At 44.5% G+C, this 14,016-nt stretch carries 16 protein-coding genes; all 16 read left to right on the top strand.

From position 1 onward, the window contains the following. Positions 1-5: 5 nt before the first annotated feature. Positions 6-335: a TIGR02530 family flagellar biosynthesis protein gene (locus H7T88_RS23255; RefSeq protein WP_418792798.1), complete on the top strand. Its 330-nt coding sequence runs from the start codon at positions 6-8 to the stop codon at positions 333-335. Positions 336-416: 81 nt separating this feature from the next. Further along, the gene (gene flgG, locus H7T88_RS23250) at positions 417-1,235 is read left to right on the top strand and encodes a flagellar basal body rod protein FlgG (RefSeq protein WP_221790561.1); all 819 of its coding nucleotides are present in this window, start codon (positions 417-419) and stop codon (positions 1,233-1,235) included. A 66-nt stretch (positions 1,236-1,301) separates the two neighbouring features. After that, complete coding sequence (locus H7T88_RS23245) at positions 1,302-1,523, top strand: flagellar FlbD family protein (RefSeq protein ID WP_056700597.1); 222 nt, start codon at positions 1,302-1,304, stop codon at positions 1,521-1,523. Further along, positions 1,523-1,981 (top strand): flagellar basal body-associated FliL family protein, encoded by a 459-nt coding sequence (locus H7T88_RS23240; RefSeq protein ID WP_154958954.1) that lies wholly within the window; start codon positions 1,523-1,525, stop codon positions 1,979-1,981. Before H7T88_RS23245 ends, H7T88_RS23240 begins: the two co-directional genes overlap by 1 nt. A gap of 39 nt (positions 1,982-2,020) precedes the next feature. Continuing rightward, positions 2,021-3,019, top strand: coding sequence for a flagellar motor switch protein FliM (fliM, locus tag H7T88_RS23235; RefSeq protein ID WP_090923864.1), 999 nt, complete (start codon positions 2,021-2,023; stop codon positions 3,017-3,019). Beyond that, positions 3,009-4,310 (top strand): flagellar motor switch phosphatase FliY, encoded by a 1,302-nt coding sequence (gene fliY, locus H7T88_RS23230; protein ID WP_221790559.1) that lies wholly within the window; start codon positions 3,009-3,011, stop codon positions 4,308-4,310. The genes fliM and fliY overlap by 11 nt, the downstream gene beginning before the upstream one ends. Before the next feature lie 28 nt (positions 4,311-4,338). Continuing rightward, the gene (locus H7T88_RS23225; protein WP_090923862.1) at positions 4,339-4,704 is read left to right on the top strand and encodes a response regulator; all 366 of its coding nucleotides are present in this window, start codon (positions 4,339-4,341) and stop codon (positions 4,702-4,704) included. Positions 4,705-4,715: 11 nt separating this feature from the next. Further along, positions 4,716-5,252 (top strand): flagellar biosynthetic protein FliO, encoded by a 537-nt coding sequence (locus H7T88_RS23220; protein ID WP_090923949.1) that lies wholly within the window; start codon positions 4,716-4,718, stop codon positions 5,250-5,252. Next, positions 5,249-6,004, top strand: a complete 756-nt coding sequence (fliP, locus tag H7T88_RS23215) for a flagellar type III secretion system pore protein FliP (protein WP_154958951.1) — start codon at positions 5,249-5,251, stop codon at positions 6,002-6,004. Before H7T88_RS23220 ends, fliP begins: the two co-directional genes overlap by 4 nt. 25 nt (positions 6,005-6,029) lie before the next feature. After that, complete coding sequence (fliQ, locus tag H7T88_RS23210) at positions 6,030-6,299, top strand: flagellar biosynthesis protein FliQ (RefSeq protein ID WP_123064460.1); 270 nt, start codon at positions 6,030-6,032, stop codon at positions 6,297-6,299. Between the two features lie 10 nt (positions 6,300-6,309). Continuing rightward, positions 6,310-7,098 carry a flagellar biosynthetic protein FliR gene (fliR, locus tag H7T88_RS23205; RefSeq protein ID WP_154983888.1) on the top strand — a complete coding sequence of 263 codons (789 nt, stop codon included), beginning with the start codon at positions 6,310-6,312 and terminating at the stop codon, positions 7,096-7,098. After that, the gene (gene flhB, locus H7T88_RS23200) at positions 7,095-8,204 is read left to right on the top strand and encodes a flagellar biosynthesis protein FlhB (protein WP_123064462.1); all 1,110 of its coding nucleotides are present in this window, start codon (positions 7,095-7,097) and stop codon (positions 8,202-8,204) included. Before fliR ends, flhB begins: the two co-directional genes overlap by 4 nt. Positions 8,205-8,228: 24 nt before the next feature. Continuing rightward, positions 8,229-10,262 (top strand): flagellar biosynthesis protein FlhA, encoded by a 2,034-nt coding sequence (gene flhA / locus H7T88_RS23195; protein WP_145329777.1) that lies wholly within the window; start codon positions 8,229-8,231, stop codon positions 10,260-10,262. Continuing rightward, positions 10,259-11,623 (top strand): flagellar biosynthesis GTPase FlhF, encoded by a 1,365-nt coding sequence (flhF, locus tag H7T88_RS23190; RefSeq protein ID WP_090923856.1) that lies wholly within the window; start codon positions 10,259-10,261, stop codon positions 11,621-11,623. The genes flhA and flhF overlap by 4 nt, the downstream gene beginning before the upstream one ends. After that, positions 11,620-12,507 carry a MinD/ParA family protein gene (locus tag H7T88_RS23185; RefSeq protein ID WP_154958948.1) on the top strand — a complete coding sequence of 296 codons (888 nt, stop codon included), beginning with the start codon at positions 11,620-11,622 and terminating at the stop codon, positions 12,505-12,507. Before flhF ends, H7T88_RS23185 begins: the two co-directional genes overlap by 4 nt. A 32-nt stretch (positions 12,508-12,539) precedes the next feature. Then, positions 12,540-13,991, top strand: a complete 1,452-nt coding sequence (locus H7T88_RS23180) for a protein-glutamate methylesterase/protein-glutamine glutaminase (RefSeq protein WP_221790557.1) — start codon at positions 12,540-12,542, stop codon at positions 13,989-13,991. The last annotated feature ends 25 nt before the right edge of the window (positions 13,992-14,016 follow it).

Below are 14,016 nucleotides of genomic sequence, written 5' to 3'. Positions count from 1 at the left end.
CAAATATGCTTCGCAAACCCCAAACGGGAGACACATCTGGCACACCGTCTAAACCCTTTGCTCAAGTACTGGAAGATAACCTTTTAAAACTCAGCAATCATGCAGCTAAACGATTAGAACAACGTGGTATCGAGTTGAAAACCGAACAAATGAAACAAATTGGTTCTGCACTGGACAAGGCTGCTGCCAAAGGGGCAAAAGAGTCACTCATTTTGATGCAGGATATGGCTTTTATCGTCAATGTCAAAAATCGTACTGTCGTTACAGCAATGGATAGTGAAAGTATGAAAGACAATGTCTTTACTCAAATCGATAGTGCTGTAATTATTTCATAGCCGGCTGGCCCTTCTCGGGAGCCGGAATGCCGCTGACCGACTGATGCGGCAACCAATTTAAGGCTGGGAGGATTTTGTAAAATGTTGAAATCGATGTACTCAGGCGTTTCCGGGATGAGGGGTTTTCAAACCAAACTCGATGTCATTGGTAACAATATCGCGAACGTAAACACGGTTGGATTTAAAGGAAGCCGAGTGATGTTCAAAGACATTATGAGCCAAACGACTAAAGGGGTAACGGCTCCAACGGATGCACCTTCTGGTGGTGTCAATGCACAGCAAATCGGTCTAGGTGTTTCAGTAGGGTCGATTGACACAATGCATTTGGCTGGTAGCCCGATGACCACCAATAATCCTACTGACCTTCGAATTAATGGAGATGGATTTTTTCTGGTACGCTTGAGTGATGCGCAAACTGTACCTTACTTGACTCGTGCGGGTGATTTCCATGTTGATGCTGCCCGGAACCTGGTAACTTCTGATGGCTTGTTCGTATTGGATAATGGTGGTGCCAACATTACTCTTGAGGATGATGTGGTTTCATTCACAATCGGTCAGGATGGTTTTATCAATCAGACGATGGCTGATGGAACGGTTCAAGCCGGAGCGCAGCTGGGGATTGGTAAAGTTGTTAATCCTGCAGGTCTTGAGAAAATTGGCGGCAACTTGTATCGTATGACGGCGAATGCCAATCCGGATGGGGTACTTGATCCAGTTACAGCAAATAGTGCAGAAGACGGTACAGGGGCTATCATTGCTGGTCAGCTCGAAATGTCCAATGTTGATTTGACGAATGAGTTTACCGAGATGATTGTGTCACAGCGTGGCTTCCAAGCGAACTCCCGGATCATTACAACATCAGACGAAATTCTTCAAGAGGTCGTTAACCTGAAACGATAATAACTGATTAGTGATTTTGAAATGGTGGGGGAGCTTGCTCCTCCACTATGATTGAGGGGGCTTGACATGATTTCAGTTACGCGGTTAAATGGTTCTCCCATGTGGTTAAATGCGCTGATGGTCGAAATCGTGGAAGAGACGCCGGACACGTATATTACTCTGGTAACGGGAAAAAGATTAATCGTGCTTGAAAAGGCCGATGAAGTGATTTCCAAAATCAAAGAATACAACCGTGAAATTGGAGTTCAGGCAGCCACGATTAAAGTGCAGCAAACGGAGGAGTCCTGATGAAAAAGATGATGCCCTGGATTGCAACAACGTTGCTTGCAATCACACTCATTGTGGTCGTAGTTTTTGTATTTATGCAAAGTCAAAACAAGAACGACAATACACATACAGCGGCAGCTGCTGAAGAAAAAAAGCTGACAGCAGATGAAATTGTAGAGGTTTCATCCGAGCTTGGACAGATTAAGACCAATTTGGCTGATGCAGATCGTATTATTATGGTTAGTTTCTCTTTCAAGTTGTCGGATAAGAAAGCTAAAGAAGACTTTGAGAAAATTAAAAGTATTACGGTTAAGCCAATCATTATTGAGGCGCTTGCGGATACCAAAGCTGAGGCACTGAGTTCGGCAAAAGGTATGAAACAATTCAATGAGAAACTAACGGGGCTAATTAATGAGGCATTGCCTGAGCCGAACTTGAAAAGCACAAGTGTTTCAGACATTGTTATAGCACCAATGTAATGAATAGAACAAGCTGTAGACCTGTAAGGGGGTGAGAACATGGTGGATGTATTATCACAAAACGAGATTGACGCCCTATTAGCAGCCCTTTCTTCAGGCGAAATGGACGCCGAGGAATTGAAAAAGGAAGAAACTCAGAAGAAAATCAGGTCTTACGATTTTAAACGGGCAGTGCGTTTCTCCAAGGATCACATTCGAAGTCTGACGCGTATTCACGAAAACTTTGCTCGTTTTCTCACCACTTATTTTTCGGCCCAGCTGCGGACGTTCGTTCAGATCAATGTTGTGCAGGTAGAACAGTTGCCTTATGACGAGTTTATCCGTTCTATTCCCAAGATGACGATTTTGAACATTTTCGAAGCAGAGCCATTACAGGGACGAATGGTCATGGAGGTTCACCCGAACGTGGGTTATGCGATGCTGGATCGTCTGCTAGGAGGTACAGGCAGTGCTCCTACAAAAATTGCAAGCATGACAGAAATTGAAACGACGATTATGGAACGCATATTCAGCCGAGCCTTCGAAAGTTTGCAGGAAGCCTGGAAGACGGTACTGGATATCTCGCCTAGAATGGAAGCACTGGAGACGAATCCTCAGTTTATGCAGATTGTATCTCCCAATGAGACCATTGCCTTGATCTCGCTAAGTACCAAAATCGGCGATACCACAGGCATGATCAATTTGTGTATACCGCATGTCGTTCTTGAGCCTATTATGTCCCGGTTATCAACACATCAGTGGTTTGTTTCAGAGAAGAAAACGAGAGCTCCGGAAGAATACGAAGCGCTGAGATCACGTGTAAACAAAGCCAAATTACCAGTTGTAGCCGAACTTGGTGAATCCAGAATTTCGATAGCCGAGTTTTTAGGATTATCGGTTGGCGATGTCATTACGCTGAATAAACCGGTGGAAGAGGGGCTTTCCATTAAAGTTGGTGACAGACTGAAGTATATTGGCAGTCCGGGAACGATTAAGGACCGTGTGGCTGTGCAAATAGATCAAATTGTCACCGAAGGAGTTGAAGAATTTGACGAGTAAGGATTATTTATCCCAGGAAGAGATCGACGCTTTGCTTCGGCAATCGGAATCCATCTCGAGTTCTGAACCCGCTGAGAAAACGGTTGATGATTTTCTGACGGAGCTGGAACAGGATGCCTTGGGGGAGATTGGTAACATCACTTTTGGCAGTGCTGCGACTGCGTTGTCCACACTATTAGGCCTTAAAGTGGATATTACAACACCTAAAGTATCAATTATTAGCCGAACACAGTTCGAAGAAGCGTTCCCTAAGCCACATGTTGCTGTTCATGTGAACTATGTGGATGGATTCGAAGGCATTAACTCACTGGTTATCAAAAAGAGAGATGCGCAAATTATCGCTGATTTAATGCTGGGCGGTGAGGGAAATCCGGCTGACGAAGAATTGAACGAAATTCACATTAGCGCGGTACAGGAAGCGATGAACCAAATGATGGGGTCTTCTGCCACATCTATGTCGACCATCTTCAACCGGTTTGTTAATATTTCTCCTCCAGGGATTGATATTCTCAACTTGGAAAGCGGCGAAGGTGTGACCAATCTACCACCAGATGAAACACTCATTCAAGTTTCATTCCGTCTGTTAGTAGGGGATCTGATTGATTCGAATTTGATGCAGTTGCTTCCTGTACATTTTGCGAAAAACATGGTGGATATGTTAATTGGAGGTGCTCAAGAGTCGACCTCCAGTGCTCCTGTAGCTTCAACACCCGAGCCTGCTCCGGCGCCAGTGGCACCACCAACGCCGCCACCGGTTATGGAACAGCCACCGGCTCAGCAACAGATGCCTCCACAGGCTCCACAGCAGCCTGTTCAGGACTATAGTGGATATGGTCAAGCTCCGATGGGGATGCCTCAAGGTATGCCTCCACAGCAACCATACGGTATGCCACCGCAGCAACCATATCATATGCCACCACAGCCAGCCTATGGTGAGCCTCAACACTATGGTGCTGCGCCAAATAGGAATGTGAATGTACAGCCTGTTCAATTCGCCAATTTGCAAAATGGGGCTTTTGCTAATGTAGACGAGAACAATTTGAATTTATTGATGGACATTCCCCTTAAAGTCACCGTAGAATTAGGAAGGACCCAAAAGCAAATTAAAGATATATTGGAACTATCACAAGGTTCGATTGTCGAACTGGATAAGTTGGCTGGTGAACCTGTTGATATTTTGGTAAATAACAAACTGATCGCCAAGGGTGAAGTTGTCGTCATTGACGAAAACTTTGGTGTTCGTGTTATAGATATTCTAAGCCAATGGGACCGTATTCAGAAATTACAATAAGCACAATTCAGGGAGGATTTGAACCAACATGGCAAACCGAATTTTAGTCGTAGACGACGCTGCATTTATGAGAATGATGATCCGGGACATTTTGTCCAAAAATGGGTATGAAGTCGTAGGAGAAGCACCAGATGGTGCACAAGCCGTTGAGAAGTTCAAGGAACTTCGTCCGGATCTGATTACAATGGATATTACAATGCCTGAGATGGATGGTATTGCTGCTCTGAAAGAAATTAAAAAAATTGATGCAAATGCAAAAGTAATTATGTGTTCTGCAATGGGCCAACAAGCGATGGTTATTGATGCCATTCAAGCTGGAGCCAAAGATTTTATCGTTAAACCTTTCCAATCTGATCGGGTTATCGAAGCAATCAGCAAAACACTGGGAGCTTAAGAAGCATGTTGATGGCTCAGGGGGGTACTCCAGAACCAGCTGGCGCAGGAATCAATTATTATCTACAGCTAGTATGGGTGATTGTTGTCCTGGCCGTCATCCTGGTTCTTATTGTCTACCTGATCCGATTCTTGAACAAACGAAATCAGCAATGGTTTCGAAGCGGAACCATTCGCATTTTGGGCGGGGTCGGACTAGGACAAAACAAGTCACTGCAAATTTTAGAGATTGGCGGAAACGTTTATTTGATCGGTGTGGGCGAGAATATACAGCTGCTGGATAAGGTTTCGGATTTGGAAGAAGCACAGAGAATTGTGGATTCCTTTGAACGGGATGCTGTTTCACAGCAAGGAAACCTCCCACCCATCATAGCCAAGCTCGCTAAACGTCTTCGTAAAGAAGAACCGCCTCGGGAAATGGAAATTGAGGACACTGCTTCTTTTCATGAGATGTTTGAATCCAAACTTCGGCAGATGCCAAACCGTAAAGAGAAGATGGAGAAGCTCCTGGATCAAGACAATACTACAGATCGGTCGAGGGATTCATGAAGAAAAAGATTTGGTTAGCGTGTTGTTTCGTAGGACTTATCAGCCTGGCATCTGTTACGGTGGCTTTTGCCGAGCCGATTCCTAATATTGATATTCAGATTGGGAACGGTGATGGCAACACGCCAAGTACTAGTTCATTATCTATTATTCTATTAATTACGGTGCTTAGCATAGCCCCGGCATTGCTGGTACTGATGACCAGTTTTACTCGGATTGTGATTGTGCTTGGGTTTGTCCGAACTTCACTCGGAACCCAGCAGATGCCTCCGAATCAGGTATTGGTCGGTCTGGCCCTTTTTCTTACACTTTTCATCATGTCTCCTACGTTATCTTCTATTAATCAGGTTGCATTACAGCCTTATCTCAAAGGAGATTTGACACAAACGGAGGCGCTAGAAAAGGCAGCAGATCCGATTAAGAAATTTATGTTTACTCATACGCGCGAGAAGGATATCTTGCTGTTCATGAAATACAATCAGGCGGAACAGCCGAAATCGTATCAGGATATTCCAATCACGGTAATGGTACCGGCATATGCAATCAGTGAGCTCAAAACAGCTTTCCAGATGGGATTCATGATATTTATTCCTTTCCTGGTGATCGACATCGTTGTGGCGAGTACACTCATGGCCATGGGTATGATGATGCTTCCCCCGGTCATGATCTCATTACCTTTCAAAATACTGCTCTTTGTTCTGGTGGATGGGTGGTATCTGGTAGTCAAGTCACTGTTGCTGAGTTTTAATACTTGAACCGGAGAGTTAAAGGAGGACGGTCATGACTTCGGAGTTTATTATCGGTCTGGCCGGAAAAGCAGTATACACGTCATTGCTGGCCAGTGCACCTATGCTCATACTAGCTCTGGTTGTAGGACTTATGATTAGTATTTTCCAAGCAACGACTCAGATTCAAGAGCAGACGCTCGCTTTTGTACCTAAAATAGTCGCAGTACTGCTGGCGGTACTTTTGTTTGGGCCCTGGATCTTGAATATATTAATCGATTTTACGTTTAACATACTCGATAATTTGTACAGATACATAGGGTAGGCTTTAGCCGATGGAGACATTGCTGCAAAGTTTCCCTGTTGCTCTGCTTATGTTTTGTCGAATAGCCTCATTTTTTGTAACTGCACCTGTCTTTTCAGCTCGAAATGTACCTACGTCGTTTAAAATAGGGATATCTGCTTTTGTTACGTTGACAGTATATATGACCTTTGGCATACATCAGACTGTTCCAACGGACTTGAGTTACATCCTGCTAATAATCAGAGAAATCCTCATCGGTTTACTTTTGGGATTTGTGGCTTATCTCTTGATGACTGCTGTACAGACTGCAGGGGCGTTTATTGATATCCAGATAGGCTTCGGTATAGCTAATGTGTATGACCCGATGACAGGTGCATCTGCACCACTTACAGGTAATTTTAAATATGCTTTTGCTGTACTTTTATTTTTAACTATGAATGGACATCATTATCTGCTGGATGGCATCGTATACAGTTATCGGTGGATTCCGCTATCCAATATATTCTTCTTGAAGATGGCGGATGGCAGCGTTGCGGAATTTCTTGTACGTACGTTAGGAGAAGCTTTCATGCTTGCTTTCCAGATGGCTGCTCCGATTGTAGTCGCTCTGTTTCTGACGGATGTAGGGTTGGGCTTTTTGGCCAAAACGGCTCCACAGTTTAATGTATTTGCTGTAGGTATGCCGCTCAAGGTACTCGTTGGAATTGCTATTTTGCTCCTGCTGGTTCCCAGCTTCGCCTTTGTGTTTGGTCAATTGTTCGAGGTCATGTTCCGAACTATGGAAAAACTGCTTGGAACGATCGGACAAAGGCCGGGATGAGTGAAACGGAGGACAGGATTCAGATGAAACTTCAACTTGATCTCCAATTGTTTTCTGGAGAGAAGACAGAGAAAGCCACCCCTAAAAAGCGACAGGATACACGAAAAAAGGGGCAAGTCGTAAAAAGTATGGAGTTATCCGGTGCCTCGATTCTCCTGTTTACATTTTTGACCATGATGATGTTTAGCTCGTTTTATAAAGAGCGCATGGTAAAGCTGTTTACAGATATTTTTATTAATCGACTCAGCATGAATGTAACCGAAGAAAATGTGATGGCACTGATGATGCGTTACGGGATTGAAGTGATGTTGTTGCTCGCTCCCGTTTTGCTTGGCGCAGCACTAATTGCGTTAATCGTTAACTACATGCAGGTGGGGTTTCTTCTTATAGGCGAGGGTTTAAAACCGAAGCTCGAGAAACTAAATCCAATCAAAGGGTTTAAAAATATTTTTTCACTTCGCTCGCTAGTTGAATTTGCAAAGTCCATTTTGAAAATGTCTATTATCGGCTACCTTGTGTACAGCACAATTATTAGTTACCAGTCTGATATTGCTTCATTATCACATTTTTCAATGGATGCGATTTTACAGTTTGCTGCTTCTATTACTTTAAATCTTGGTGTCAAGATTGCAGTTGCACTCCTGGTACTTGCCGTATTCGACTACATGTACCAGAAGTACGATTATGAAAAGAATATACGCATGTCGAAGCAAGATATCAAAGATGAGTATAAGAAAATGGAAGGCGATCCGCTGATTAAGGGCAAAATTCGGGAGCGCCAGCGTCGTATGGCTATGCAGCGTATGATGCAGGAAGTACCGAACGCAGATGTAATCATCACGAACCCAACACACTTTGCAGTAGCACTGAAGTATGAGGGGTCTGAGATGGAGGCTCCGCAAATTATTGCTAAAGGGCAGGATTATGTCGCTCTGCGCATTAAAGAAATTGCCAAAGAACACGGTGTGATTACGATGGAAAACAAACCACTGGCACGGGCATTGTTCCAGAGAGCTGAGATTGGTGACGCTATACCGGCCGATTTGTTTCAAGCTGTAGCCGAAGTGCTGGCTTATGTATATAAACTTAAGGGCAGAACGAAATAACAGGGATCGGAGGCCGTACATTCATTGAAAACAAAAGATTTAGCTATCCTTGCGGGTATTATCGGCATTGTGTTGATGATGATTCTCCCGATCCCCATCTGGCTGCTCGATATGTTGCTCGTTATCAACATCTCTATTGCTTTGATGATCTTGCTTGTCGCCATGAACAGCAAAGAAGCATTACAGTTTTCCATATTTCCGGCATTGTTGCTCATTACTACGTTGTTCAGACTGGCACTCAATATCTCAACAACGAAGTTGATCCTAGGTAAAGGTGATGCTGGAGCTGTTGTTGCTACCTTTGGTAGCTGGATAGCGGGTGGGCAGATAGCCATTGGATTTATCGTGTTTTTGATCCTGGTGGTCGTACAGTTTATCGTTATTACCAAAGGTTCCGAACGTGTAGCTGAAGTAGCAGCAAGGTTCACGCTTGATGCTATGCCTGGTAAACAAATGAGTATTGATGCCGACTTGAATGCTGGTTTAATTAATGAACAGCAGGCGCGTGAGCGCCGTTCCAAAATTGAACGCGAAGCCGACTTTTATGGAGCGATGGATGGTGCCAGCAAATTCGTAAAAGGGGATGCCATTGCAAGTATTATCATCCTCCTAATCAACCTGATCGGTGGATTTATTATCGGTATGACGGTACATGGTTACGATTTTGCAACTTCACTTTCCACGTACTCGGTGCTGACTATCGGGGACGGATTGGTTAGCCAGATTCCCGCACTGCTTATTTCAACTGCGGCGGGATTGATTGTTACCAGAGCCTCATCGGAAGGAAACTTGGCAGATGATATTACTGGCCAGTTGTTTACATATCCGATACTCATCTATATCGTAGCTTTTGTCATCGCGATGCTGGGATTCTTTACGCCAATTCATGTAATTACAACATTGCCGCTCGCAGGTGTTCTTGCTTTTGCCGCCTGGCGAATGCAGAATAATCTGAATTTGAAACAGGAAGCAGAAGAGCAATTGGAAGAAGAACAACAGATTGAAGAAGTCAGAAGTCCTGAAAGTGTTATTAACTTGCTTCAGGTGGACCCGATCGAATTTGAGTTTGGTTACGGTTTGATTCCTCTGGCTGACAATCAACAAGGCGGAGACTTGCTGGATCGGATCATTATGATTCGAAGACAATGTGCGCTTGAATTGGGTTTGGTGGTACCAGTGATCCGTATTCGTGACAATATTCAACTAAGACCTAATGAGTATGTGATCAAAATTAAGGGTAATGCGGTTGGTGGCGGAGAACTGCTTCTAAACCATTATCTTGCGATGAGTCCTGGATATGATGAAGAATCCGTAACAGGAATCGAAACAACAGAGCCGGCATTTGGTTTGCCTGCGCTATGGATTGATGAAGTGACTAAAGATCGGGCAGAGCTCGCTGGATATACGGTAGTTGACCCGCCTTCTGTCGTTGCGACTCATCTAACAGAACTAATCAAGAAACATGCGCACGAATTGCTTGGAAGACAAGAGACGAAGGCACTTGTAGACAACCTTAGAGAGAATTATGCTGCACTGGTGGATGAGTTAATTCCTTCCGTTCTCTCGATTGGTGATGTACAAAAGGTACTAGCGAAGCTGCTACGTGAAAAAGTATCGATTCGAGATATGGTTACTATTTTTGAAACGCTGGCAGACTATGGAACTTATACGAAGGATCCAGATGTGTTAACGGAGTACGTTAGACAATCGTTATCTCGTCAGATTACACAACAATTCTCGCAAAAAGGTGAAACCCTTCAAGTGATCACGGTTGGACCAGGACTTGAGAAGAAAATTGCTGAAAGTGTGCAACAATCAGAGCAAGGTAGCTATCTTGCACTGGATCCAGTCTCTACTCAAAGTGTGTACCAAAAGCTGAGTGAACAAGTAAATCGATTAATTCAATCGGGTCAACAACCCATCGTGTTAACTTCTCCAACCATTCGAATGTATCTGCGTCAGGTGATTGAAAGAACGATGCAGGATATTCCGGTGCTTTCCTATAGCGAGTTGGAGCCGAATGTTGAAATTCAAAGTATCGGGGTGGTGAACTTATGAGAGTAAAACAATACGTTGTTGAGACCATGCCCGAAGCTATGCTTCAAATTCGCAAAGACCTGGGAAGTGACGCCGTCATTCTGTCCACCAAAGAAATCAAGGTGGGCGGAGTGCTCGGGATGTTCCGCAAAAAACGTATCGAAGTGGTTGCAGCAGTAGATAAAGAGCAGCCTGGTCAGGCGAATGGTTCTTCTGTTAAGAAGGCGCAAAATTCATTTACGCCTGTGCCTCGTTCGTTTGTACCTGAAGCTTATGCTCAAACCGCTCGTTCGTTTGTAGGGGGGGCCGATGCAAGGGAAACTGTAGCGGCGGTGGACCAAAAAGAGCAGGAGAAAACGGCGGCTGTTCCATCTGTATCCAAATCAAGTGGAATAGATGAAAAAATGGATTACGGCTCAGATTTCCTGAGCAGTGAGCATAAACCGCGACCGCAAGGGGCGGATTTTTCGGGTTCAACGCCTAGTATCCAAGATCGTGGTATGGATCAGCAGCAGGACAAGCTGTTGAACGAGTTACAGGACTTGAAGCAGATGATGACCAAGCTTTCCAAGCAAGGAACAGTTGCGACAACAATTCCTGAAGAATTAATGAAGAGCCAGGAGCGGCTTGCGGACCAAGAAATTTGGCCAGAAGTATGGGAATCCTGGTTTGAACCTATTGAGCAGGGGTTAGCTGAGGGTAAATTGCAAGAATCGGATGTTGAAGAGGCACTTCGGTTGGAGATAGCGACTTTTCTGAAAGACCGTATTCAAGAGGGCATCCTGCCTAGCACTCGAATTGTATATGTGGCTGGACCTACAGGAGTAGGAAAAACAACAACGATTGCCAAACTGGCTGCGGAGCAGATGTTTAAAAAACAGCGTAAAGTTGGTTTTATTACGTCAGATACGTACCGTATCTCTGCAGTTGAACAGCTAAGAACGTATGCATCGATTCTGAACGTGCCGCTTGAAGTTGTGCAGTCGCCAGGAGATACGCAACGTGCCATTTCACGGCTAGAAAACTGCGATCTGATCTTTATGGATACAGCAGGCAGAAACTATAGAAATGAATTGCTTGTCTCCGAACTGCAGAGTTTACTTGCTCCTGTTGAGAACAGTGAAACCTTTCTGGTGATGAGTATGACTGCGAAAAGCATGGATATGGTACAAATTACTGAGCATTTCAGTAAATATGGATTGGATAAAGTGATCTTCACCAAAATGGATGAAACAGGAACTTGCGGTCCGCTCTTTAACCTTCTACATCGTTTCCCGCTCAAACTTGCTTATGTGGCAAACGGTCAGAATGTTCCTGATGATCTGCTGAAGCCCAATGTGGAATGGTTGTCCCAGGCGTTATTGGGAGACGGGACACAATGAAGGATCAGGCAGCATCACTCCGAAGCTTGGTCTCCGCGCCACTCGAGAGCGATAAAAGCAAAGTGAGTAACCGTTCCTCCAAAATTATTACGGTAGCTAGTGGTAAAGGTGGGGTAGGCAAGTCCAATTTCACACTAAACTTTGCACTGACTCTTCATTCTATGGGTAAAAAAGTGCTGGTGTTTGATGCAGATATCGGTATGGCAAATATCGATGTTTTAATGGGAACTTCTTCTTCCTATAATCTGTATCATCTTTTATACCGACATAAAACTATAAGGGAAATCATACAACTTGGTGCTGATGGCCTACCATATATTGCGGGGGGGTCGGGGATGAAGGAATTATTCTCCTTGTCTGATCGGGATCTGGAGTTTTTTGCCAGTGAGGTGGAGGACATTGCGCAAGAGATGGATTACGTCATTTTCGATACCGGGGCTGGCCTTTCCAGGGAAAATATGAGATTCATCGGCGCTGCTGATGAATGCCTGATTGTAACTACTCCTGAACCGACTTCAATAACAGATGCTTATGCCTTAGTTAAAGTCATGCACGGCGAGGAGCACGCAACTCCTTTTCGAATGATCGTAAATCGGGTTGAAGATGAAAGGGAGGCGGAGCGTGTAGCAGATAAAATAGCTGGAGTGGCGAGAAGGTTTTTGCAAACAGATATCCCGCTTCTAGGGTATATTTCAGAGGATGCTCAGGTTGTGACAGCAGTAAAGAAACAGATGCCTTATCGATTAGCCTATCCTCATTGCAAGGCTTCTAAAGATATACAAAAACTTGCTCTTCGATATCTGGCTGTACCTGCAGCTCCGGAATCCGGAACCTTGTCAGGAATCAGAGGATTTATGAAAAAGTGGCTTAAACGAACAACATGATTTCTGAAAAAAGGAAACAGAGGTGACACAATATGGCGGTCTATCAAGTATTGGTTGTCGATGATTCCGCTTTTATGCGCAAAATTGTGACGGATTTAATTGAAGCGGACTCAGAGTTCAAGGTTACGGCCACAGCGTCAAACGGCAAAGAAGCTATCCAAAAAGCATTAGAGTTGAAACCTGATATGATCACAATGGATGTTGAAATGCCGGAAATGAATGGGCTGGATGCGCTTAAATCCATAATGGAGGATTCCTTCATTCCTGTGATTATGCTCTCTGGTATTAATGAACAAGGTATGAAAGAGACAATTATGGCTCTCGAAGCTGGTGCATTTGACTTTATTCGTAAGCCGTCTGTTGTGCATGATCAGGATATTGCTCAGGTTGGTAAAGCGTTGGTTGAACGAATGCGTGCTGCCATGCATGAAGTGAAGCGAAAAGCTGAGCGTAAAGAATCGATCAAAAAAATGGAGGCTTCCCGCAATACTGTAATTCCTCCAGCACAACCAGTAAAGAAGGAAGATACATCGAAGGAAGTTGTTGAACCGCTTCAAAAAACAGTTCCGCCGATACTTCCAAAAAGAGAGAATTCATTTGAAGAGCGTACTGGAGTCTTACAGGCTAAAAAGCAACCGAGTGTCCCGCTTTCTCCTCCGAAATCGGAGCGTACGATCACGAAAAAGGATGGCTTAGGTAAGCCTGATCAATCTGCTCGTACGAAAACGGATATACCAAGTAAGCCGCCTGTGAGTTCACTGCAAGCTCGTAAAGAGGTCAGATCGCCAGAGGTGCCTCGACTCCAGACGAAACAGCCAGCAACCAGTTCTGCGTCTGCACCTGTTCCTGCGAAGGAGCCAACTAAACTTAATACGGCTTTTAAAACTTCAGCGGGATCGGAAGGATCGTTCAACAAACTTGTTGCGATCGGTTCTTCAACCGGTGGACCAAGAGCTCTCAAGACTTTACTGGAACAGTTGCCAGCGGATTTGCCGGCGCCAGTCATTATTGTGCAGCATATGCCGCCTAATTTCACCCGTTCACTTGCACAACGGTTGAATACATTTAGTCCGCTCCATGTAGTCGAGGCTGAAGACGGTATGGTGCTTAAAAAAGGAACGGCTTATATCGCACCTGGTGGTTTCCATTTGAGAGTTCACAAGACAGCAGATGGAAGGTTTATCTTGAAGTTGAGTGAGGATCAACAGGTGAATGGTCACAGACCTTCAGTGGATACGATGTTTGAGTCGCTTCTGCCGTTTACATCTTTACAACGACATCTTGTTCTTCTGACAGGTATGGGGAGCGACGGGGCGCGTATGATGAAAAAATTATACGAGACTGGAGTCACATCAACGTTTGCCGAAAATGAAGAAACTTGTGTTGTCTATGGTATGCCGCGTTCAGCTGTGGAGCTGCAATGCGTGCGTCATCTTCTGCCCCTGCAGGAGATTGCGCCAAGACTTGTTCAAGCAGTGAAATAACGGAGTGTAACTTACGGAGGAGGTG

The sequence above is a fragment of the Paenibacillus cucumis (ex Kampfer et al. 2016) genome, assembly GCF_019748695.1.
In the GTDB taxonomy this organism is placed as follows: Bacteria; Bacillota; Bacilli; order Paenibacillales; family Paenibacillaceae; genus Paenibacillus; species Paenibacillus polysaccharolyticus.
Note: the sequence above shows the minus strand (reverse complement) of the source record. Positions and strands in the feature narration are given on the sequence as shown.

Coding starts and splice junctions, on each gene's coding strand:
- H7T88_RS23255 (WP_418792798.1), top strand. CDS start 6: ATGCTTCGCAAACCCCAAACGGGAGACACATCTGGCACACCGTCTAAA.
- flgG (WP_221790561.1), top strand. CDS start 417: ATGTTGAAATCGATGTACTCAGGCGTTTCCGGGATGAGGGGTTTTCAA.
- H7T88_RS23245 (WP_056700597.1), top strand. CDS start 1,302: ATGATTTCAGTTACGCGGTTAAATGGTTCTCCCATGTGGTTAAATGCG.
- H7T88_RS23240 (WP_154958954.1), top strand. CDS start 1,523: ATGAAAAAGATGATGCCCTGGATTGCAACAACGTTGCTTGCAATCACA.
- fliM (WP_090923864.1), top strand. CDS start 2,021: ATGGTGGATGTATTATCACAAAACGAGATTGACGCCCTATTAGCAGCC.
- H7T88_RS23225 (WP_090923862.1), top strand. CDS start 4,339: ATGGCAAACCGAATTTTAGTCGTAGACGACGCTGCATTTATGAGAATG.
- H7T88_RS23220 (WP_090923949.1), top strand. CDS start 4,716: ATGGCTCAGGGGGGTACTCCAGAACCAGCTGGCGCAGGAATCAATTAT.
- fliP (WP_154958951.1), top strand. CDS start 5,249: ATGAAGAAAAAGATTTGGTTAGCGTGTTGTTTCGTAGGACTTATCAGC.
- fliQ (WP_123064460.1), top strand. CDS start 6,030: ATGACTTCGGAGTTTATTATCGGTCTGGCCGGAAAAGCAGTATACACG.
- fliR (WP_154983888.1), top strand. CDS start 6,310: ATGGAGACATTGCTGCAAAGTTTCCCTGTTGCTCTGCTTATGTTTTGT.
- flhB (WP_123064462.1), top strand. CDS start 7,095: ATGAGTGAAACGGAGGACAGGATTCAGATGAAACTTCAACTTGATCTC.
- flhF (WP_090923856.1), top strand. CDS start 10,259: ATGAGAGTAAAACAATACGTTGTTGAGACCATGCCCGAAGCTATGCTT.
- H7T88_RS23185 (WP_154958948.1), top strand. CDS start 11,620: ATGAAGGATCAGGCAGCATCACTCCGAAGCTTGGTCTCCGCGCCACTC.
- H7T88_RS23180 (WP_221790557.1), top strand. CDS start 12,540: ATGGCGGTCTATCAAGTATTGGTTGTCGATGATTCCGCTTTTATGCGC.